Consider the following 20,051-nt stretch of genomic DNA (forward strand, 5'->3'; position numbering starts at 1 on the left):
TTTTTTTTTTTTTTTATTTTTTTTGTTTTGGGCTTGTGTGCGTTTGTTGACTACCTTCCTTCACACCGCACGACTCCGGCAGCCGCCAAACGAGCTGTAACTCAATTTTTGCTGACAAACCCGGCAATCAAGCCATTGACCTGTTCCGCCGCTTCCATCTGCACCATATGCCCCTGGCCCGGCAGGACCTCGACCTGGGCATCGAGCCCGGCGCTGTGGCTGGCCGGAATGATTGAGTCATTGGCCCCCCAGATCAGCAGCGTCGGTTTCTCTGCTACAACACTGCGCAGGTCGTTGTGTTGCCGCCCTTCGGTAAACACCGTCGAGACCAACAGACTCAAGGCCGCATCCACGCCTTCGAGGCGCTTGTACTTGAGCATGTCTTCAAGCATCTGTCGGTTGACCAGCTCGGGATTGGAGAACAGCTTGACCAGTTGTGGCTTGAGAGCATTGCGATTGGCAGCGTCGACAAAGCCATGCAGGTACTCGCCATTGATCTCGCTGCCCAGCCCGGCGCTGCCGATCAGGGTCAGGGAGCGCACTCGTTGCGGCGCAAGCCGTGCTGTGTTCAGCGATACCGCGCCGCCCATGGAATGGCCGACCAGATGAGCCTCGGCAACATCCAGATGATCGAGCAGTGCCAGTACCACTTCGCTCAGCTCGGCCAGATCGCCGCGTTGCAGCTGTTTGGCCGATTCGCCATGGCCGGGCAGATCCACGGCGATCACCCGCCGCTCGCTCGCCAGAGCTTCGTGATTGAACATCCAGTTGTTCAGATCGCCGCCAAAACCATGGATCAGCAGCAACGGTACCCCGCCTTCACCGCGCTCGAAATAACGGATCACCCGGCCATCCAGCTCGACTTTCTGCGGCTTCGGCCCGCTGTCTTCCTCGGCGCCATCGCCGGGCACGAAACTGGCCTGGAATTGCTCGACCACTGTGTCGATTTCCGCCTCGCTGGCTTCGCCCTCAACCACGATGCCTAGCAAGGCGCCCACGGCCAGGGTTTCATCCGGGCGGGCGATCTGCCGACGCAGTACACCGGAAAACGGCGCTTCGACGCTGCTGGAGATCTTGTCGGTTTCCACATCCAGCATGTCATCGCCCTTGGTGACCGTTTGCCCCTCCTCCTTGAGCCAGACATCGACACGACCTTCGGTCATGGACAGGCCCCATTTGGGCATGGTCAGGGTATGGATCTGGCTCATGCCCGGCCTCCCCATTCGATAACCTTGAGTACAGCCCGCTCGATCTTCGCCGCGTCCGGGATATACAAGTCTTCCAGGGCATCGGAAAACGGCACCGGGGTATGCGGGGCGGTGACCATTTCAATCGGTGCTTTCAATGCGCCGAAAGCTTTTTGCGCGACCAGGGCCGAGATATCGGTGGCCATGGAGCAGCGCGGGTTGGCTTCGTCGATCACCACCAGGCGCCCGGTTTTTTCGACGCTCTCCAGAATGCTGTCTTCGTCCAGGGGGCTGGTGGTGCGCAGGTCAATCACTTCGCAATCAATACCGCGGCCAGCCAGGCTGCGGGCGGCGTCCATGGCGGTGTTGACCGTGCGTCCGTAGGAGACCAGGGTCACGTCCTTGCCATCGCGGAGAAAGTTGGCCTCGCCGAAGGGGACGGTATACAGTTCTTCCGGCACGTCGCCCTGCATGCTGTAGAGCAACTTATGTTCGCAGAAGATCACCGGATCGTTGTCACGAATGGCCTGAATCAACAGGCCCTTGGCGTCATAGGGCGACGACGGGCAGACCACTTTCAGGCCGGGAATGTGGGTCCATAGCGACGTGAGCATTTGCGAGTGCTGGGCTGCCGCACGCAGACCGGCGCCGACCATGGTGCGGATCACCAGAGGTGTGGACGCCTTGCCGCCGAACATATAGCGAAACTTGGCCGCCTGATTGAGGATCTGGTCCAGGCAGCAACCGGCGAAGTCGACGAACATCAATTCGCACACCGGGCGCACGCCACAGGTGGCCGCGCCCACGGCGGCGCCGACATAGCCCAGCTCGGACAAGGGTGTATCCAGCACTCGGCCGGGGAACTGGTGATACAAGCCTTTGGTCACCCCCAGCACGCCGCCCCAGGCATCGTTATCACCGGGAGAGCCTTCGCCGCCGGCGACGTCTTCCCCCATGATGAATACGCTCGGGTCGCGGCGCATTTCCTGGGCCAGGGCTTCATTGATTGCCTGCTGATAACTGATTTTTCTCGCCATGATTAAGGTCTCGATTGTTGTTATTGGACGAATCATTCGTAGGCGCGGTCGCGATACACGCTGTCTTTAGCCAGCCATGGCCCTGTAGGAGCTGCCGAAGGCTGCGAAAGCGGTGTATCAGTTGATCCATCCGCAGCCTTCGGCAGCGCCTACAGATCCCATTTCAATTCAGAGAGGTGTGCCGTGTTTGATAAAGGCGGCTGTGATCAGGGATAAGACACATACACATCGGTCAGCAGATCCGCCGCTGTCGGCTTGGGATCTTCCTTGGCCTTGCGCACGGCGTTTTCGATCAGTTGCTCGACTTCGCTGTCGATCAGGTCAAGTTGGCTGGTCTGGACCAATCCCGAGCGGGTGCTGCGCTCGCGAAATTGCATCAGGCAGTCGCTGCGTTCACGGAAGTTCTTCACTTCGTCCGGGGCGCGGTAGGTCTGGGCGTCGCCTTCGAAGTGACCGTAATAGCGGGTCAGCTTGACCTCGATCAACGACGGCCCCTCCCCGGCCCGCGCCCGTGCCACGGCGGCTGCGGCCGCTTCATGCACGGCAAAGAAATCGAAACCGTCGACGGTGACCCCGGGCATGCCGAACCCGGCGGCGCGGTCGGCGATATGGTCACAGGCCACTGACCAGTTGGACGCCGTGGCCTCGGCATAGCCGTTGTTCTCGGCGACGAAGATGCATGGCAGATTCCACACCGAGGCCATGTTCATCGACTCGAACACCGCGCCCTCGTTGGAGCCGCCGTCGCCGAAGAACGCCACGGCTACGTTATCGGTACCCTTGAGTTTGGCCGCCAGGGCCGCGCCAACCACCAGGGGCGCACCGGCGCCAACTATGCCGTTGGCGCCGAGCATACCTTTCTCGATATCGGCGATATGCATGGAGCCGCCCTTGCCCTGGCAGACCCCGGTTTTCTTGCCGTAGATCTCGGCCATCATGCCGTACACATCTACGCCCTTGGCGATGCAATGACCGTGGCCGCGGTGGTTGGAGGCGATGCAGTCGCCGTCGCTCAGATGTGCCATGACTCCGGCCGCCGAGGCTTCTTCCCCGGCATAGAGGTGGACGAAACCGGGGATTTCGCCGGTGGCGAATTCCACGTGCAAGCGCTCTTCGAAGACGCGGATGGTGCGCATCACCTGGTAGGCATGCAGCAATTGATCAGTGGTCAGCGATGTCGACATTTTTATTCTCCGATGTTGTCTTGATTGCAAAGATCAGGCGTTAAGAGGGTGCAGCGGATGTTCGCGGTCGATGGCCAGCAAATGCTGTTGTGCGGCATAGGCCAGGACCGTTTCGACGTCGATGGTCAGGGGGCCGTCGCCATCGAGGGTGACCGTGGGACGGTCATGGGGGTTGAATTCGATTTCGCGCTCGCCATCCAGAGCCAGGGTGCCGCGATCAAGGCACAACCGATGGGTGACGCCTGGCTCCAGGCTGCCGGCGCCGAGCACACCGCAGCCCTGCAACAGGCCCGGCGCCAGGGGCGCCAGCAAGGCTTGCGGGGCCTGAGGATCAAGACGCATCCAGGCCCCGCCCGGCGCCTGGCGTGGTACCGGAAACCACAGCCCGCACAGGGCCGAAATACCGATGGATTGCGGTTCGGCAAAGGTCACGAAGACTTCGGCCAGGTCCGCCCCGCTGCTGATCGCCCGGGCTCCGATGAAAGCCAGGGGTGATACCGCCACGTCGACCAGGGCCATCTCACAGAGACCGCGACTGGCCTCCCGCACCACCAGGCGCTTGTTTCGGCGCAGGGCCAACTCGGACGGCACCCGCTGGCTGGCAAACAGGCCACCGGCAAGGCCGACACTGGTGGCTTCGCGCAATTGCGGGAATGCGTTATTGGTGCCAGTGGACAGGGTCAGCAACGGGATATCGCCGACTTCGGCAGCCACCGCCTTGTGCGTGCCATCACCGCCCAGCACGGCAATCAGGCTGACCCCGCGCTCAGCCATCCAGCGTGCCGTGCGGCGGGTGTCTTCGACGGTCTGGCTCAGAGGCTGATCAAGAAACTCCAGCTGCGGCCAGTGGCGCCCCTGGCGAGCCTGGCTGTTTTTCAGAACCGCTGCCGCGATACCGGTCATGTCAGTGGGCATCAGCACCCGCTCGATACCGGTGGCACCAAAAGCTGCCAATAGACGCTGAATCACCGAGACCTTGTCGGTACTGGAAAACAACCCGGCATTGGCAGTCAGGCGGCGCACGTCCCGACCGGAGGCAGGGTTGGCAATGATGCCGACAGTCAGGGGCTGGCGATGGGCGTGCATGGGGCAACCTTTTTATTATTCGATTGCCAGGAGCAGAGCAAGGCCGGTGCCAACGCCGGTCAATATCGCGCAAAGCACCGGGCCAGAGCGCTTCCTGAGCAGCGTCGCGGGCTTGAAAAAAGCGACGATTGAGACAGTTGATATCAACTGGCAGCGAGGTCGGGCGAGACCCTGAGACATCCCGTCTCACCGACAGCCGCCGCTTGTTTGCCTTTGATGAACGGAGCTTAATAGCCCTACAACTAATAAGAAGATCGGAACGGAGGCCTGCAAAAATGCTTTCCGCACACTCAAAAGCGCACGTCGACTGCGTCAGCCGTGTCCTGAAAAACGCCGAACAACTGCCGCAGTTGCCCGTCTCGGGCGTGATTCTCGATTCCTGGCGGCGTTCCATGGAGCAACACCACCTCGACCCCGGCTCGCTGCAAGGCCCGCGGATCCTCTCGCAGAATGTCCTGCAGGAGTGCCGCGAGCGCTCGGAACTGTTTCTGCGTATCGCCAGTGAAGAAGTCGCCCGCCTCCATGGCCGGGTGCGTGATGCCGATTACTGCGTGTTGCTTACCGACGCTCAGGGCCGGACCATCGATTACCGGGTGGAAAGCAGCATCCGCAATGACTGCCGCAAGGCCGGGCTGTACCTGGGCACCTGCTGGTCCGAGGGCGAAGAAGGCACCTGTGGCGTCGCTGCCGTGCTGACCGCGAAAACACCGATCACCGTGCATAAGCGCGACCATTTTCGCGCCGCCTTCATCGGCCTGACCTGCTCTGCCGCGCCGGTGTTCGACCCCTTGGGTGAATTGCTTGGCGTGCTCGACGTTTCGGCCGTGCGTTCCCCGGATGAACGCCGTTCGCAGCATCTGATCCGGCAGATCGTGGTGCAGAGCGCCCGGGAGATCGAGCAGGCATTCTTTATGAGCAGTGCCCAGGGCTACTGGGTCTTGCGCGCCCATAGCAGCCCGAGCTACGTCGACAGCCGCCCCGATTACCTGATGGCCTGGGACGATGATGGCTGCCTGCAGGCCCTCAATCCTGCGGCACGGCAATGGCTGCTGCAGCGCTTCGGACAATTGCCGCAACACATTGGCCAGGTGTTCGATCAGCAGTTGCTGCATCGCGCGGCGGATCAGTCGCTGTGCCCGTTGCAGGGCCTGGACGGCAGCCCGACATTACACGGTCGCCTCAGCGCGCCGCGACGGGTCAAGGCCGCCGCCCCCCGGCCGGCCTTGGCGCCCAGCGAAATCGATCCGCGCGTGGAAGAAAGCCTGCGCCTGGCCGTACGGGTCAAGGACCGTAATCTGCCGGTCTTGATTCAGGGCGAAACCGGCTGCGGCAAGGAAGTCTTCGCCCGCCAGGTGCATCAGGCCAGTCGCCGGGGTGCCCAGCCTTTCGTGGCGGTGAATTGCGCGGCGATTCCGGAAAGCCTGATCGAAAGCGAGCTGTTCGGCTATGTCGCCGGAGCGTTTACCGGCGCGTCGAACAAAGGCATGCAGGGCCTGCTGGAACAGGCCCATGGCGGCACGCTGTTTCTTGATGAAATCGGCGACATGCCCCTGGCCTTGCAAACCCGTCTTCTGCGGGTGCTGTCCGAGGGCGAAGTGGCGCCGCTGGGCGCGTCCAGGCGCAAGGTCGTGGATATCCAGGTGATCTGCGCCAGCCACCGCGATCTGGAAAGCCTGGTGGCCACTGGAGAGTTTCGCGAAGACCTGTTCTTCCGTCTCAACGGCGCACGCTTTCGCCTGCCGCCGTTACGCGAACGCAGCGACCGGCTGAGCCTGCTCAACCGGATCCTTGGCGAGGAAGCCGGGCTCTGCGGGGCCAACGTGCAACTGGGCAGCGCCGCCCTGGAATGCCTGCTCGGCTATCGCTGGCCGGGCAATGTCCGGCAGCTGCGCCAGGTACTGCGCTACGCCTGTGCCGTGTGTGAAGACAACTTCATTCAGCTCGGCGACCTGCCCGAGGCCCTGCAAGGCAGCATTGAGCAACCATCCGACCGGCCCGAACATAATGCCAGCCCTGAACGTCAGGCCCTGATCGATGCCCTGGTCCGCCATCGCTGGAAACCTACCGCAGCGGCCAAGGCCCTGGGTATTTCCCGGGCGACCCTGTATCGCCGGGTGCATGTGCATGGGATTGATATGCCGGGGAGAAGTCGGGGGGCGCCGGGATTGGAATGAGGTTCTGTGGGAGCCTCGGTCAGCCGAATTATCCAGCCTGGCCCCATAAGTAAAACGCCCGATACCGGGTACCGGGCGTTCCAACTCCATCACAGCATCCGTCACGACCGGGGCTTGAGCAGCGTCCTGCTCGGCCCGGCCGTGCCGTTATTGATCTGCTTGCGCAGCACCAACAACCACCAGAGAGCCCCCACACTCAGGGTAATTGCAGTGGTGATCGCACCGGTATGGCTTTCCTCGGGAACACTCAAGGTCAGGATCACCGCCAACGCCCACAGTCCACCCAGTACGATCATTGGCAACAGCCAACGTCCGAGGCTAAACACCCCGGCCGGTGCATTGGGCATGCGTGCGGACCGGTAGGCGATGAAGGCCGCGATCAGGGTCAGCAGATAGGTGCAGTAGTAGGTCAGGCCGACCATCGAGTAGATCGCCGTGACGAAACCACCACTGGCCAGGTTGAGCAACACGGCAATGCCGGTAATCAGCAGAATGGCTCCGACCGGCGTGCCGAAGTGCGGATTGATCCGGCTCAGCAAGCGTGAGCCCGGCAGCATATTGTCCCGCGACAGAGCAAACGTCATACGGGTGGCCACGGCCATATTGGCGATCAGGCAGGCCAGGATCGAGGCGAAGGCAATCACAATCATCACCTTGCCCGCCGCATCACCCAGTTGCAGGCGCACGATATTGATCACCGGGTTTTGCGCCTGGCTGAACAGATCGGGGACGGAGCCAGGAATGGCAATACTGAGCAAGGCGAACACGGCAAAGCCCAGCACGCTGGAGACCAGTACCGCGCGGATCATTGCTCGAGGCGCCGCACGCCGCGGGTCCTTGGTTTCCTCGGACAGGTCCGCCGCCCCTTCCCAACCCAGCAGCACCGACACCGGCAGCAAGGTCGCCAGGGCAATGGTGGTAAAGCTGATGCTACCTCCGTTAACCGGTGCCGCCGAAGTGAGAATGGCCACGCCCTGGGTGTGTTCAAAGAAAAAGAACACGCCGAGGAACAAGGCAATCGCCAACAGGGCCGTACCGATGATCTCGATAATGGCGCCGATATCGTTGATCCGCGTAGCCAGGCGGATGCCGCAGATATTCAACAGCCCCACGACCAGAGTAGCGCCGATGCTCAGGCCCTGGATCTGACCCTGGGTCGGGTTCGGCCAGATTTCCGGGGCGAACACCGTGCCAATCGCCGCCGAAGTGGCCGCCGTACCGGCAATGAAGGAAATGAACGCCACCCAGCCGGTGAACCAGCCAAAGTGATTGCCGGCCAGCCGGCTGGACCATTGATAGGCATAGCCAGTCAGGGGAATCCGCCCGGCCAGGTGGCAATAGACCATGACGATGCAGCACACCAAGGGAATCACCAGCAGCCACAACAGCACGCCGATCCCCCCGACCCGGTTGAACGGGTCGGCAAACAGGGTCACCACGCCGGTATTGATCGACACCATGGAAAACGCCAGGGCGAACGACGTGAAAGCGCTCATGGTGCGGTGCATTTTCTGCTCGTAGCCCAGGCTGGCCAGGTCGGCGTCATCACTGGATAAAGGCGCAGTGCCTGCGGTTTTGGTGCTTGCCGCGTGCTCACTTTCGATGATGGTGCTCATACGCCCTGCTCCTCAATGATGCCGATGACCTCGTCCAGTACATCCAGGGATTTTTCCAACAGCGGTCGCTCGATATCCAGCGGCGGCTTGACTTTGATCAGATTGCCCAGGCCGGCATAGCGGCTTTCACCGAACAGCACACCACGCTCAACACCCAGGCGGTAAACCTCTTGCGCCTCACGGCAGGCAGGCTCTTTGGTCGCCCGGTCCTTGACCAGTTCGATGGAAACCATCAGCCCCGGGCAGCGTACGTCACCGATCAATGGGTGGCGTTTTTGCATCTCGAGCAGGCGCTCAGTAGCGTATTCACCCGCGAGCCGGGCTTTTTCACAGAGTTTGTCAGCGACTATGGATTCGACCGTGGCATAACCCGCCGCCAGGGACACCGGGAAATGCCCGAAGGTCAGCGCCTCCTCGCCTTCATCGAACCAGTTGAGCCTGTTGCTGGCCAGAATCCCTGCAAGAGGAAAGCCACCTCCGACGCCTTTGCCGAAGACAATGATATCCGGGGTGATGTCGTAGTAATCCGCAGCCCACATAGTGCCCATGCGACCAAAGCCGGTCTGAACCTCGTCAAAGATCATCAGCACGCCGAGGCGATCGCAGATCTCGCGCACCCCTTTGTAGTAGGAGCGTGGAAACTCGATATGCCCGCCATTGCCCTGAATCGGCTCCATCATCAGCGCAGCGACCGGGCCGTCAACGCCCTTGAGGATGGTTTCTTCCAGCAAGGCCAGGCACAGCTGCGATTCGGCCTCGGGGTCCATGCCCAGGCGGGGGCGATAGGGGTTGGGATGGGCGACCCGGGTAAAACGCGGCTGAATGGCCAGGAACGGGTTGTTCGGATGGGGCCAACTGGCACCCATGGTGGCCAGGGAACGACCGTGATAGCCATCTTGGAGCACCAACAGATTCTGCGCGCCGGGACGGTTTTTGAAGGCAAGCTTCATGGCCATCTCTCCAGCCAGGCTGCCATGCAGGGCAAAGCCGATCTTGCCCAGGCCCGCAGGGGCCACTTCCTGCAGCTTGCCGACCAGACGGGTATGAGCCGCCGAACCAAAGTTGGGGCGGATATGAGTCATCTCGCGCAGTTGGGCAATGGCAGCCTCGACTACGCGCGGGTCATTGGCTCCCAGGTTGTTGGACCAGGCCTGGGCCGTGCAGTCGATGTACTCCCTGCCCTGGTCATCCCAGACCTGTGAGCCACGGGCCTTGACCAGGTTGATCCTGCCGCTTGCGGGTCCAGTATTCGTCGGAGTGTTTGTCACGTCATTCATCTGCGTTTATCTCTATTGTTGGGGGCAGTTATCAATGGGTGCGCAGTGTTTTTGGAAGGCTCGCCTGCATCGAGTGGTCTTCATCCTAAAGCCCGGTGCCCTTGCATTAGAAAGACGGATTCCAGTGGGATTTATTGGCAGCGCTTATAAATGATGTAATGATCCGCGCATCATTCGCAGGTATGGCGGGACGGGCTCATGTCGATTTCGGGTGTGGATATTCGTCAGTTGCGGGCCTTTGTCATGGTCGCCCAGGAGCTGAGTTTTCTCGGCGCCGCCCAGCGTCTGTTCGTCTCCCAGCCTGCCTTGTCCCAGACGGTGCGCCAGCTCGAAGCGCAACTGGATGTCACGCTGTTCGAACGCAATACCCGTAAGGTCAGCCTGACGGAAGCCGGAGCGGCATTGCTGCCACAAGCCAGGGACATTCTTAAGAAACTCGACGGCCTGGCCCAGACCGCCCGGGATCATGCCAATGGCGTGCGTGGCTCGTTGAAAGTGGGCTTTCTGATTGGTGCCGGGGTTGACCTGATACCGCAGATTCTCAGCTCATTCGCCAAGCGCTTCCCCCAGGTCAAGGTCATCGTCAGCGAGTTTGATTTTGCCAATCCTCATGCCGGTATCACCGATGGCATGGAGGTGGCGATCCTCAGGCCACCGCTGGATATCGACGACGTCGAACTGATTACCCTCATCGAAGAAGATTGTGTCGCCTGTCTGCCCAGTACCCATCGGCTGGCGGGCGAGACCTCGGTGAGCATCCATGAGTTGCTCGACGAACCCATGATCGCTGCGCCGGGCAGCGGCATCTGGCGCAATTACTGGACTGCCAACCATTACCGCCAAGGCAGCCAGGCACCGGTAGTGCACGAGGCATCGACGGTTGAAAGCGAGTTGCAGGCAGTTGCCTCGGAGCGCGGCATCAGCATTACCGCCGCTTCCACAGCGCGTTTCTATGCCCGTCCCGGCCTTTCGTTCCCGGTGATCCATGACATGCCGCTGTGCACCGTCTGTGTGGCCCTGACCAGGGAGCCCAGCGTTGCTGCACGCAACTTCGCCCAACTGGCGGTGGAAGTAGCCCAGGGCAGAAAAGCCTGAGCCGCAGCCGCTACTGCCTGTCCCTTGCCTGCGGCTGCGGCCCGTCCACAGCCTCACCGGCCCTGTCACCCTCTTCACCCAATGCCTGATATTGCTTGCGCAAAGCATGCAATTGCGCTGGATCCATATCTTCCAGGTCGAGCAAAGCAAGGTGGGCGCGCTTGGTGGTTCGCAGCAATTCATCAATCTTGATATGCAGGGCGTCGTTGTCACGGTTCTGGGTGTTCTGGATCAGGAACACCATGAGGAAGGTGATGATGGTAGTGGACGTATTGATCACCAGTTGCCAGGTGTCGTTGAAATGAAATATCGGCCCGCTGACCGCCCAGGCCACAATCACGATCAGTGCCAGGGAGAAGGTCAGCGGGTGCCCGCTCCAGGTAGCGAGCTTTTGGGCGAGCTGTGAAAACTTCATGACGTGTTCCTCAACAAGCTGATATCTCAGACGACATCCTCGTTCCGCGCTTGGTTCAAGCCCTTGCCTCGCCCCGCCGTTCGTCAACTCTGCTGAACCCTGGCCCATCGGCATCAGTCGGAATCTACAGATCGTCATGACGGCGACCGTCTTCGCGCATCCGTAATTCCGATGTGTAATCAAGAGGAACAGGGCAATGGAACATGCAGACACTGTGAAGCCTCGCCCCGCCCACGGGAAGCTGCCATGAGCCAGATCCGCATCGGCATCTCCGGCTGGCGCTATGCGCCCTGGCGCAAGGATTTCTACCCCGAAGGACTACCCCAGGCGCGTGAGCTGGCATTTGCCTCTCGAGCGGTAAGCAGCATTGAGATCAACGGCTCGTTCTACAGCCTGCAAACCCCCGAGCGCTACGCCAACTGGCGCGACGACACGCCGGATGACTTCGTCTTCTCGGTCAAGGCACCGCGCTATATAACCCATGTGCGGCGGCTCAAGGATATCGAGGAGCCCATGGCCAATTTCTTCGCCTCCGGGCTACTGGACCTGGGCGACAAGCTGGGGCCTATCCTTTGGCAGTTCCCACCCAGCATGAAGTTTGATGAGGAGCGCTTTGCGCATTTTCTGCAACTGCTGCCCACCACCTGGACCGCTGCCGGCCGCTGCGCACGGCAATGCGCCGAACGCCTGAAACACAATCGCATTCCTCGAGCCAACGGCCGGTCACGGCTGCGTCATGCCGTAGAGATCCGCCACGACAGCTTTCTCTGCGACGCCTTTATCACACTGCTGCGCAAGCACAAGGTGGCATTGGTGGTGGCCGATACCGCAGGCAAGTGGCCCTACGTCGAGGAACTGACCAGCGACTTCCTCTACCTGCGCCTGCACGGTGACGCCGAGCTGTACAGCAGCGGTTACACGCCGGCAGCGCTGCAACGCTGGGCCCGCCGCATTGAGAAATGGAGCCATGGCGGCCAACCTGCCGACGCCCATCGCGTAATCAAACGCGCCCCTGTCCCGCGTAAATCCAGGGATATCTACTGCTACTTCGATAACGATCTGAAAGTGCGTGCGCCTTACGATGCCCGTCGTCTGCTCGAGCGCCTTGGCCTGGACAAGGGCCTGCAAACCGAGCCAGGGGTAGCGCCAGGAATGGAGCTTCAACAATGACATTGACCGAACCCGCTGACCGTATCGAGGCCGCTACGGCGGTACATCGCCTTACCGTCCTGACCATTAATGTGCATAAAGGCTTCACCGCCTTGAACCGGCGTTTCATCCTCCCGGAATTGCGTGAAGCGGTGCGTACCGTCGGCGCCGATCTGGTATTCCTGCAAGAAGTGCATGGCAGCCATCAGCATCATGCCCAGCGTCACCCCGAGTGGCCGACCATGTCGCAATATGAGTTTCTCGCCGACAGCATGTGGCCGCAGTTCGCCTATGGCCGCAACGCGGTCTATCCCCATGGTGACCACGGCAACGCCCTGCTGTCGAAATTCCCGATCCTGGCCTTCAACAATCTCGACGTGTCGATCCATGGCAACGAGCAGCGCGGGCTGCTGCACTGCCGCCTGGATGTGCCGGGTCATGATGGTGTGCATGCCATCTGTGTACACCTGGGGCTGCGTGAAGAGCATCGCCAGCAGCAGGTGCGCTTGCTGCTGGACTGCCTGGAACAGATCCCCGCCGGAGCGCCGGTAATCGTCGCCGGAGACTTCAATGACTGGCGCCTGCGCGCTGATGCCTTGCTCACCCGCGAATCCCTGATCGAAGTCTTTAGCCATGACGGCGGCGCGCCAGCCCGCAGCTTCCCGGCGCGTCTGCCACTGTTACGTCTGGACCGCATCTACCTGCGCAATGCCACCCCCCTTTCAGCCAAGGTGCTTTCAGCCCGACCCTGGTCGCATCTCTCGGACCATGCCCCCCTGACTGCGCAGGTACAGCTATGAAAAATACCGGTACCTACAACAGCTGGATCGCCGGTAACAACGTACAGCTATTGATCAATGGCGAGGATTACTACCCGCGGGTGTTCGACAGTATTCGCCAGGCCCGGGAGGAAGTGCTGCTGGAAACCTTCATCATCTTCGATGACAAGGTCGGTCAGGCTCTGCAACAGGCCCTGATCGAGGCCGCCCAGCGTGGCGTTCGGGTCGAGGTTGCGGTGGATGGCTACGGCACGGCCGACCTGTCAGAGAGTTTCCTCGGCGCCATGACGACCGCCGGGATCAGGATCCACTTCTTCGACCCGCAACCCCGGCGCGTCGGCGTGCGTACCAACCTGTTCCGCCGCCTGCATCGCAAGATCGTGGTGATCGACGGCAAACAGGCCTTTATCGGCGGTATCAACTACGGCGAGGATCACCTGGCGGAATTCGGCGCCATGGCCAAGCAAGACTACGCAGTTGAAGTCACCGGCCCGGTGGTGGCGCAAATCCATGCCTCAAGTCGACGCCTGCTGGCCGAGGTGCTTGACCCGCCAAGTCAGGTCAGGCCAGCGATAGAGCGGGTCGGCGATGCTCGAGCGATCCTGCTGGAGCGGGACAACCAGCAGCACACCAACGATATCGAAGACCAATATCTGGAGGCTATTCGCGCCGCACGGACGCGTCTGGTGGTTGCCAACGCCTACTTCTTCCCCGGTTATCGCCTGGTCAAGGAGATGCGCAATGCCGCCCAGCGCGGCGTGGCAGTGACCCTGATCCTGCAAGGACAACCGGACCAGCGTTGGGTCCGGGCCTTTTCACGTCTGCTCTATAACCGTCTGCTGCGCGATGGCGTGACCATCCTGGAATACACCCAGCGCCCTCTGCACGGAAAAGTCGCCCTGGTGGATGATGAATGGGCCACTGTGGGCTCGAGCAATCTCGACCCCTTGAGTCTGGCGCTCAACCTGGAAGCCAACCTGTTCATTCGTGATCGGGCGTTTAACCAGCATTTGCACACGCATTTGAAAGAACTCGCCGAGCGACACTGCAAGCGCATCAGCCTCGAACGCATGATCCGCGGCTATTGGTGGCGGGCGCCGCTGATTTTCCTGTGTTACCACTTTATCCGTCACTTCCCGACCATCGCTGGCTGGCTCCCCGCTCACCGGCCGACCCTGAAATCGGCCCCCATCCCAGCGGGCCCCGCACCCGTCGAAAACACCGCCGACTATCAGGAGGGCAAGACCTGATGAATACCCGACCCTGGCGCAAGTGGCTCAAGCCCGCCCTCACCCTGTTTTTCCTGCTGTTGATTCCAGCGCTGCTGTACATGATGGCGCGCAACCTGGACTGGAACGAGGTCAAGCAATCACTCCATGCCTACGGCCCGGGCACTCTGACCCTGGGGTTGGTCCTGGCACTGTGCAGCTATGGTGTGTTCAGCGCTTACGATCTGGTCGGCCGCGCCTATACCGGGCACCACCTGCCCGCCCGGCAAGTGCTGCCGGTGGCCTTTGTCTGTTATGCCTTCAACCTCAATTTCACCACCTGGGTCGGCGGCGTCGCCCTGCGTTACCGCCTCTACAAACGTCTGGGCCTGGATACCGCCACCGTCACTCGTATCATCACTCTGGGTATTATCACCAACTGGGTCGGCTACATGGCCCTGGCCGGGGCAGTGTTCGCCCTGCGCATGGTCAAGCTGCCGGAGGGCTGGGTGGTGGGCGTGACAGGCCTGCAACTGATCGGCTTCCTGTTGCTGGCCCTGGCGGCGGGTTACCTGTACGCCTGCGGTTTCGCCAAAAAGCGCACCTGGACCTGGCGCGAGCATGAGGTGGAATTGCCATCGCTGCGCCTGGCCCTGATCCAGGTCGGCCTGGGCGCGACCAACTGGGCGCTGATGGCGGCGTTGATCTTCTGGCTGCTGCCTCGGGAACTGTTCTATCCGTCAATCCTCGGCATCCTGCTGATCAGTTGCATGGCCGGGGTCATCGCCCATATTCCCGCCGGGCTCGGCGTGTTGGAGGCCGTGTTCCTCGCCCTGCTCCACGGCCAGCTTGGCCAGGGCACCCTGGTTGCCGCTCTGCTGGGCTACCGTACCCTGTATTTCCTGATTCCTCTGTTGTTGGCGGTCGCGACCTATCTGGTCCTGGAAAACCGCGCCAAGGCCATGCGCGAACATGGCAAGGCCACGCTCGGCAAACCCTGAGCGCGATGACGGTCATGGACGACCGTTTATCCGCGCGTCTGAACCCTTCTGCACGAAACACTGCTCTGAAGCTTAGGCAAGCGCATTAACGCTGATGGCTACGGAGGAGGAACGACCATGCCACGAGGAAGCAAAGCCAAGTACACCGAAAAACAGACAACCAAAGCCGAGCACATCGAGAAAAGCTACGAGGCCAAAGGTGTGCCCAAGGCTGAAGCTCAAGCCCGTGCCTGGGCCACGGTGAACAAGCAGTCCGGCGGCGGCGAACGCAGCGGCGGCTCTGGCCGGCATACCAGCGGTGAGAGCAAGCAAAAGGCCCGGCAGGCTTCGGCACATCGCGCCGCACAGACCCGCAAGGGCGTACCCCGCCCCGATCAGCCGTTGGAAGAGCTGACCAAGACCGAACTGCTGGACAAGGCGCGCAAACAACACATCGCCGGACGTTCGACCATGCGCAAGGCGCAACTGATCGAAGCCCTGCACCACGCTGCTTGAACACCCTGCCCGCCGCGTCCTGCGGCGGGCAGTTACAGGAAGATCAATAGCGCCCTCAGGAGCACAGCCATGAGCATCATCCAGGATCTGGACCCGGGCAATCTGCACAAACTGCTGCATGACTTTGCCCAACGTCCTCAGGTAAACGAGGCCGATAGTCGACTGGGCCAGCTCATGCAGGACCTGCAAGCCGCGCAGCTCGATCGCCTGCCCCTGCCCGGTCAGCAGACCCTGCGCCGCTGGCAGACCCTGGCGCGGGTCGCCGGCTGTGACCTGGCTCTGGCCAAGCTTTATGAAGGCCATACCGATGCCTTGGCCATTCTTGCCGAATGCGACGCAGGACATCTGACTGAAAGCAAAGGTATCTGGGGCGTCTGGGCGGCGGAGATGCCCGGCGCGCGCACTCTGATTAATGGCGAAAGCGAACAGGTCCGCTTGAGCGGCAGCAAGGCCTGGTGTTCCGGTGCCTTGCAGATTGACCGCGCCCTGCTCACCGCCTGGGACAGCCAGGATCAGCCACAGCTGGTGGCCATTGAGCTGCGTCATCCCAGCCAGCGTATCCATGGCGATAACTGGCAGGCGGTAGGCATGGCAGCGACCCAGAGCGTGGAAATCGAATTCGATAATAGCCCAGCCGTGCGGATCGGCCGGCCAGGACAGTACCTGTCGCGCCCCGGCTTCTGGCAAGGCGGTGGCGGCATTGCGGCCTGCTGGTATGGCGCGGCCCAGGCGCTGGCGGACTACCTGCACCAGCATCGCCGCCAACCGCGCCAGGATCCCCATGCCGATGCCCACCTTGGCGCGGTGGACGCGGCTCTTTACGGTGCCCGCGCCGCCTTGCGCGAGTGTGCCGCGTGGATCGACTGCCAGCCTGATGCCGATGCCAGTCTGCAAGTACGGCGCCTGCGTGCCCACGTGGAGAAGGCAGTCAATACAGTGCTCGAACATGTTGGCCGGGCCTTGGGCGCCGGGCCGTTTTGTCGTAACAGCCATTTCGCCCGTCTCAGCGCCGATCTGCCGGTGTTCCTGCGCCAGAGTCACGCCGAACGGGACCTTGCCAGCCTTGGCCAACAACTGGCCCGGATGCCATTGGGAGACTGGTCGCTGTGAAAGCCAATCTGATTCAAGACAGCCGCGGCACCACCCTGAGCGAATGGCAGCACTCCAGCCGACTGGCCAATGCGCCGGGCATCACCGTCGACGAACTGTGTCCGCCGGGTCAGCGCCTGGTGCTGGTGGCGCCCCATCCGGACGATGAAATCCTCATGGCCGGCGGCCTGCTGAGCGCGTTTCGTGGCCGTGAGCACGAACTGCTGATCGTCTCGGTCACCGATGGCGAATGCAGTCACCCCCATTCCAGTGACTGGACTGAGCAGCGCCTGCGCGAGCAACGACCACAGGAAAGCCGTGAGGCTTTGCAACGCCTGGGGCTAAACGTCGAAGCCATTGAATGGCTGCGCCTGGGCCTGCGTGATACGGATGTCGCCAAGGACGAACACCATCTGGTCAATAACCTGTGCCAACTGCTGGACAACAATGACGCCCTGATGACCACCTGGCAGGTCGACGGCCATGGCGATCACGAAGCCGTTGGTCGAGCCTGTGCTCAAGCCGCCCTGGCCAGCAATATCCAGCTGCTGGAAGTGCCGGTCTGGGCCTGGCACTGGGCAACCCCCGAAGACGAACGCCTGCCCTGGCACCGGGCGCGTCGCCTGGCCCTGGACGAGGACACCCTGGCCCGCAAACGCCAGGCCATCGCCGCCCACGCCAGCCAGGTCACCGAGGACGGCGGACGCGCTCCGATCCTGTCCGCTGCCACCCTTGAATGTCTGCTGCAACCCTTTGAACTGGTGTTTGTATGAGTGTCGACCCGCAATATTTCGCCCAACTCTACGCCGACAGTGATGACCCCTGGGCCTTTCGCAGCCGCTGGTACGAGCGGCGCAAGCGCCACCTGACCCTGGCCAGCCTGCCCCGGCAGTCCTATCAACGGATATTCGAGCCGGGCTGCGCCAATGGCGAACTCAGTGCGGCCCTGGCCAGACGCTGCGACAACCTGCTGTGCCAGGACCTCGACCCTACCGCCCTGGCCCTGGCCCGCGGTCGTCTGGCCGATGCGCCCCACGCCCACGTCGTAGCTGGCAGCGTGCCGGATGACTGGCCATCGGGGCTGTTCGATCTGATCGTGCTCAGTGAATTCGGTTATTACCTGGAGCCCGGGCAATGGCGCAAGGTGATCGAACGGGCGGCGACGAGCCTCACTAACGATGGTGCCGTTTTGGCCTGTCACTGGCGCCATCCCATTGAGGGCTGCCCGCAGAACGGTAATCAGGTACACGACTTGCTGGACGAGCATTTACCGCTGTTTCTCATCATGCGTCACGAAGAAACCGACTTCCTGCTCGAGTACTGGTGCCGCAAGCCTGATTCCATCGACCTGGACGAGACCTGCTTATGATCGCCGTCGTCATTCCCGCCCATAACGAAGCCCGTCGCCTCGGGCGTTGCCTGACTGCGGTCAAGATCGCCGCCCGGGAAGCCGAAGCCGCCGGGCATCAGGTGGAAATCCTCGTAGTGCTGGATCGATGCTGCGACAGCAGCGCCGTCATTGCCAGGCGTCACGGCGTGCAGACCCTGGAAATCGACGCGCAGAACGTCGGCCAGGCCCGCCGCGCCGGTGCCGCGCTGATGCTCGAGCGCGGCGCGAACTGGCTGGCCTGTACCGATGCCGACAGCCGCGTGCCACCGCACTGGCTGCTCTGGCAGATCGCCTGCGGCGCCGACGCGGTGTGCGGCATCGTTCATGTGCAGCGCTGGCAACCCTGGCAAACCGCCCAGCTGCGGCGGCTGTATCGCAGCCGCTACCAGGCCCGGGACGGCCATCGGCATATCCACGGCGCCAACCTCGGCGTCTGCGCCATCGCCTACCAGCGCGTCGGTGGTTTCCAGCCCCTGGCGGCCCATGAGGACGTGCAACTGATCAGCGACCTGCAGGCCAGCGGCGCCCATATTGCGTGGACAGCCGGGCATAGCGTAGCGACGGACAGCCGCGGTGACAGCCGGGCGCGAGGTGGGTTTGGCGATTATTTGAATGAGTTGGCTGAGGAACAACACTTAACTATTTGAATAAAAACAGATTATCTATAGAAGTTGCCTTGGCCGGGAGAGCGCTTTATTGGGTAGGAGCGAAGTGGCTTGCATAGCATCGTGGTAAAGAGAACGTAGCGACTGATGCCTGCCGTCCGAGCTGCCAATTCCAAACACTCGCGCGTATAGAGAACTGCGCTTTCGAGCGTATTGCCGGGCAAAAACCAAGCAGTCCAAAGCGTTGTGAACTTGCGCTTAGTGAACATTCCCGCCTTAAGAACCCGCTTGAAAAACCTCACTTTAGCTTTAAAAAAGGAAAGACTCGGCAGTTACCTTTTGTCGACTGGAGATGGCGCTCGTAAAACGATAAGCTAGATTAAGCCGGGTAGATAACAAGAGCACATCATCAAAGTAAATCACCCAGATCGCCACCTTCAAATTAACGTCTTCCTTGAATAGTAGCTCAAGTGATTATTTGCGGCGAGTACACACCAACAAGCCCAAGGACTCATGAAATGAACGGAAGACAAAAGAGCTTAAAAGAACTGTTTAAAACTCTCTTCTGGCCAGCCGCCGCCGGAAGCGTTTTTTGGTCGTTTTGTACAATACTCACAAGAACCGATAGCTTGCTTACAAAACCAGAAACCCTCTCAAGTTTAATAATTTTACTTCTACTGTCCACCTACCTTTCACTGGGCTGGCTTATGAGCTATGAAAATATACCTTCCGCCCTGCCTGCTAAATTCTGGATCTTTGACTGCATCCATGTGTGCGCTATTATTTTTGCTGCACTGAGCGCAACTCAAAACATACCACTGCTCACAAAAACCTCAATATTCTTTTTTGCAGCAACGGCTTTAGGCCACCTTATAGGCGCATGGGAACTTAAGGACCCAAAGAAAAAAGATAGATATTGGCTGACAATTATTAATCTTTCCGGGGTTATTATAATAGTGCTGGGTGATCAAATATCACTTGATGTATGGCCGCTACCTTCCAGCTATGCAGTGGTCATTTCTCTCTGGTTGATTTTTCGCCATAGCGAAGTCAAGGAATTATTCAAGAAGTAACACCGCTGACTAGAACCAAAGAATTTTAAGGTCAAACTTCTTTTCACCTGAATAGAAAAAAGGAGCGCTGAGCGCCCCTTTTTCAGGCTCTGTACGAAATGTTTTCGAGCGAAGGTCAGGCAAGGCGAAAACAGGCGAGGAACGCCGGGGTCGCGCTCGACTTTACTGGCTGTAAATGAGCATTCCGAGCC

The 20,051-nt window shown here is 60.8% G+C and carries 19 protein-coding genes; 12 read left to right on the forward strand and 7 right to left on the reverse strand.

Annotated features, from left to right (window positions below):
- Window positions 1-101: 101 nt before the first annotated feature.
- The 4 genes from ACCD02_RS27175 to ACCD02_RS27190 form a co-directional block, all read right to left on the reverse strand.
- On the reverse strand, window positions 102-1,208 hold the full coding sequence (locus ACCD02_RS27175; protein WP_413308865.1) for an acetoin dehydrogenase dihydrolipoyllysine-residue acetyltransferase subunit: 1,107 nt from the start codon (window positions 1,206-1,208) through the stop codon (window positions 102-104).
- Window positions 1,205-2,224, reverse strand: coding sequence for an alpha-ketoacid dehydrogenase subunit beta (locus ACCD02_RS27180; protein WP_413308867.1), 1,020 nt, complete (start codon window positions 2,222-2,224; stop codon window positions 1,205-1,207). Before ACCD02_RS27180 ends, ACCD02_RS27175 begins: the two co-directional genes overlap by 4 nt.
- Before the next feature lie 206 nt (window positions 2,225-2,430).
- Entirely contained in the window at window positions 2,431-3,408 is a 978-nt protein-coding gene (locus tag ACCD02_RS27185) for a thiamine pyrophosphate-dependent dehydrogenase E1 component subunit alpha (protein WP_413308869.1), read from the reverse strand.
- A gap of 33 nt (window positions 3,409-3,441) precedes the next feature.
- Window positions 3,442-4,494 (reverse strand): ATP-NAD kinase family protein, encoded by a 1,053-nt coding sequence (locus ACCD02_RS27190; protein ID WP_413308871.1) that lies wholly within the window; start codon window positions 4,492-4,494, stop codon window positions 3,442-3,444.
- A gap of 275 nt (window positions 4,495-4,769) precedes the next feature.
- On the opposite strand from ACCD02_RS27190, the gene ACCD02_RS27195 reads away from it, so the two are divergent.
- Window positions 4,770-6,668: a sigma-54-dependent Fis family transcriptional regulator gene (locus tag ACCD02_RS27195; RefSeq protein ID WP_413308873.1), complete on the forward strand. Its 1,899-nt coding sequence runs from the start codon at window positions 4,770-4,772 to the stop codon at window positions 6,666-6,668.
- Window positions 6,669-6,769: 101 nt separating this feature from the next.
- Here ACCD02_RS27195 and ACCD02_RS27200 read toward each other — a convergent pair whose 3' ends face one another.
- Together ACCD02_RS27200 and ACCD02_RS27205 are read right to left on the reverse strand one after the other, a co-directional pair.
- Window positions 6,770-8,284 carry an APC family permease gene (locus ACCD02_RS27200; RefSeq protein ID WP_413308875.1) on the reverse strand — a complete coding sequence of 505 codons (1,515 nt, stop codon included), beginning with the start codon at window positions 8,282-8,284 and terminating at the stop codon, window positions 6,770-6,772.
- Window positions 8,281-9,561 carry an aspartate aminotransferase family protein gene (locus tag ACCD02_RS27205; RefSeq protein WP_413308877.1) on the reverse strand — a complete coding sequence of 427 codons (1,281 nt, stop codon included), beginning with the start codon at window positions 9,559-9,561 and terminating at the stop codon, window positions 8,281-8,283. Before ACCD02_RS27205 ends, ACCD02_RS27200 begins: the two co-directional genes overlap by 4 nt.
- Before the next feature lie 198 nt (window positions 9,562-9,759).
- On the opposite strand from ACCD02_RS27205, the gene ACCD02_RS27210 reads away from it, so the two are divergent.
- On the forward strand, window positions 9,760-10,656 hold the full coding sequence (locus tag ACCD02_RS27210; protein ID WP_413308879.1) for a LysR family transcriptional regulator: 897 nt from the start codon (window positions 9,760-9,762) through the stop codon (window positions 10,654-10,656).
- A gap of 10 nt (window positions 10,657-10,666) precedes the next feature.
- On the opposite strand, the gene ACCD02_RS27215 is transcribed toward ACCD02_RS27210, so the two are convergent.
- Window positions 10,667-11,071, reverse strand: a complete 405-nt coding sequence (locus ACCD02_RS27215) for a low affinity iron permease family protein (protein ID WP_413308881.1) — start codon at window positions 11,069-11,071, stop codon at window positions 10,667-10,669.
- 246 nt (window positions 11,072-11,317) lie between these two features.
- Here ACCD02_RS27215 and ACCD02_RS27220 point away from each other — a divergent pair, with 246 nt between their 5' ends.
- The 10 genes from ACCD02_RS27220 to ACCD02_RS27265 all read left to right on the forward strand — a co-directional run bounded on the left by ACCD02_RS27220 (window position 11,318) and on the right by ACCD02_RS27265 (window position 19,860).
- Entirely contained in the window at window positions 11,318-12,241 is a 924-nt protein-coding gene (locus ACCD02_RS27220; protein ID WP_413308883.1) for a DUF72 domain-containing protein, read from the forward strand.
- Window positions 12,238-13,020: an endonuclease/exonuclease/phosphatase family protein gene (locus tag ACCD02_RS27225; protein ID WP_413308885.1), complete on the forward strand. Its 783-nt coding sequence runs from the start codon at window positions 12,238-12,240 to the stop codon at window positions 13,018-13,020. The genes ACCD02_RS27220 and ACCD02_RS27225 overlap by 4 nt, the downstream gene beginning before the upstream one ends.
- On the forward strand, window positions 13,017-14,249 hold the full coding sequence (gene clsB / locus ACCD02_RS27230; protein ID WP_413308886.1) for a cardiolipin synthase ClsB: 1,233 nt from the start codon (window positions 13,017-13,019) through the stop codon (window positions 14,247-14,249). Before ACCD02_RS27225 ends, clsB begins: the two co-directional genes overlap by 4 nt.
- Window positions 14,249-15,208 (forward strand): lysylphosphatidylglycerol synthase domain-containing protein, encoded by a 960-nt coding sequence (locus tag ACCD02_RS27235; protein ID WP_413308888.1) that lies wholly within the window; start codon window positions 14,249-14,251, stop codon window positions 15,206-15,208. The genes clsB and ACCD02_RS27235 overlap by 1 nt, the downstream gene beginning before the upstream one ends.
- Window positions 15,209-15,325: 117 nt before the next feature.
- Entirely contained in the window at window positions 15,326-15,703 is a 378-nt protein-coding gene (locus tag ACCD02_RS27240) for a Rho termination factor N-terminal domain-containing protein (protein WP_413308890.1), read from the forward strand.
- Window positions 15,704-15,772: 69 nt separating this feature from the next.
- The gene (locus ACCD02_RS27245; RefSeq protein WP_413308892.1) at window positions 15,773-16,813 is read left to right on the forward strand and encodes an acyl-CoA dehydrogenase; all 1,041 of its coding nucleotides are present in this window, start codon (window positions 15,773-15,775) and stop codon (window positions 16,811-16,813) included.
- Entirely contained in the window at window positions 16,810-17,565 is a 756-nt protein-coding gene (locus ACCD02_RS27250) for a PIG-L deacetylase family protein (RefSeq protein ID WP_413308893.1), read from the forward strand. The genes ACCD02_RS27245 and ACCD02_RS27250 overlap by 4 nt, the downstream gene beginning before the upstream one ends.
- Window positions 17,562-18,161 carry a methyltransferase domain-containing protein gene (locus ACCD02_RS27255; protein WP_413308895.1) on the forward strand — a complete coding sequence of 200 codons (600 nt, stop codon included), beginning with the start codon at window positions 17,562-17,564 and terminating at the stop codon, window positions 18,159-18,161. Before ACCD02_RS27250 ends, ACCD02_RS27255 begins: the two co-directional genes overlap by 4 nt.
- A complete protein-coding gene (locus ACCD02_RS27260; RefSeq protein ID WP_413308897.1) occupies window positions 18,158-18,829 on the forward strand; it encodes a glycosyltransferase in 672 nt (223 codons plus the stop codon). The genes ACCD02_RS27255 and ACCD02_RS27260 overlap by 4 nt, the downstream gene beginning before the upstream one ends.
- A gap of 476 nt (window positions 18,830-19,305) precedes the next feature.
- Window positions 19,306-19,860: a hypothetical protein gene (locus ACCD02_RS27265; RefSeq protein ID WP_413308899.1), complete on the forward strand. Its 555-nt coding sequence runs from the start codon at window positions 19,306-19,308 to the stop codon at window positions 19,858-19,860.
- The last annotated feature ends 191 nt before the right edge of the window (window positions 19,861-20,051 follow it).

It is taken from the genome of Pseudomonas sp. Pseusp88 (genome assembly GCF_047303955.1).
Taxonomy (GTDB): domain Bacteria; phylum Pseudomonadota; class Gammaproteobacteria; order Pseudomonadales; family Pseudomonadaceae; genus Aquipseudomonas.

What these genes read in the sequence shown, in the direction of transcription:
- ACCD02_RS27175 (WP_413308865.1), bottom strand. Translation starts at nt 1,208, where the DNA reads ATGAGCCAGATCCATACCCTGACCATGCCCAAATGGGGCCTGTCCATG.
- ACCD02_RS27180 (WP_413308867.1), bottom strand. Translation starts at nt 2,224, where the DNA reads ATGGCGAGAAAAATCAGTTATCAGCAGGCAATCAATGAAGCCCTGGCC.
- ACCD02_RS27185 (WP_413308869.1), bottom strand. Translation starts at nt 3,408, where the DNA reads ATGTCGACATCGCTGACCACTGATCAATTGCTGCATGCCTACCAGGTG.
- ACCD02_RS27190 (WP_413308871.1), bottom strand. Translation starts at nt 4,494, where the DNA reads ATGCACGCCCATCGCCAGCCCCTGACTGTCGGCATCATTGCCAACCCT.
- ACCD02_RS27195 (WP_413308873.1), top strand. Translation starts at nt 4,770, where the DNA reads ATGCTTTCCGCACACTCAAAAGCGCACGTCGACTGCGTCAGCCGTGTC.
- ACCD02_RS27200 (WP_413308875.1), bottom strand. Translation starts at nt 8,284, where the DNA reads ATGAGCACCATCATCGAAAGTGAGCACGCGGCAAGCACCAAAACCGCA.
- ACCD02_RS27205 (WP_413308877.1), bottom strand. Translation starts at nt 9,561, where the DNA reads ATGAATGACGTGACAAACACTCCGACGAATACTGGACCCGCAAGCGGC.
- ACCD02_RS27210 (WP_413308879.1), top strand. Translation starts at nt 9,760, where the DNA reads ATGTCGATTTCGGGTGTGGATATTCGTCAGTTGCGGGCCTTTGTCATG.
- ACCD02_RS27215 (WP_413308881.1), bottom strand. Translation starts at nt 11,071, where the DNA reads ATGAAGTTTTCACAGCTCGCCCAAAAGCTCGCTACCTGGAGCGGGCAC.
- ACCD02_RS27220 (WP_413308883.1), top strand. Translation starts at nt 11,318, where the DNA reads ATGAGCCAGATCCGCATCGGCATCTCCGGCTGGCGCTATGCGCCCTGG.
- ACCD02_RS27225 (WP_413308885.1), top strand. Translation starts at nt 12,238, where the DNA reads ATGACATTGACCGAACCCGCTGACCGTATCGAGGCCGCTACGGCGGTA.
- clsB (WP_413308886.1), top strand. Translation starts at nt 13,017, where the DNA reads ATGAAAAATACCGGTACCTACAACAGCTGGATCGCCGGTAACAACGTA.
- ACCD02_RS27235 (WP_413308888.1), top strand. Translation starts at nt 14,249, where the DNA reads ATGAATACCCGACCCTGGCGCAAGTGGCTCAAGCCCGCCCTCACCCTG.
- ACCD02_RS27240 (WP_413308890.1), top strand. Translation starts at nt 15,326, where the DNA reads ATGCCACGAGGAAGCAAAGCCAAGTACACCGAAAAACAGACAACCAAA.
- ACCD02_RS27245 (WP_413308892.1), top strand. Translation starts at nt 15,773, where the DNA reads ATGAGCATCATCCAGGATCTGGACCCGGGCAATCTGCACAAACTGCTG.
- ACCD02_RS27255 (WP_413308895.1), top strand. Translation starts at nt 17,562, where the DNA reads ATGAGTGTCGACCCGCAATATTTCGCCCAACTCTACGCCGACAGTGAT.
- ACCD02_RS27260 (WP_413308897.1), top strand. Translation starts at nt 18,158, where the DNA reads ATGATCGCCGTCGTCATTCCCGCCCATAACGAAGCCCGTCGCCTCGGG.
- ACCD02_RS27265 (WP_413308899.1), top strand. Translation starts at nt 19,306, where the DNA reads ATGAACGGAAGACAAAAGAGCTTAAAAGAACTGTTTAAAACTCTCTTC.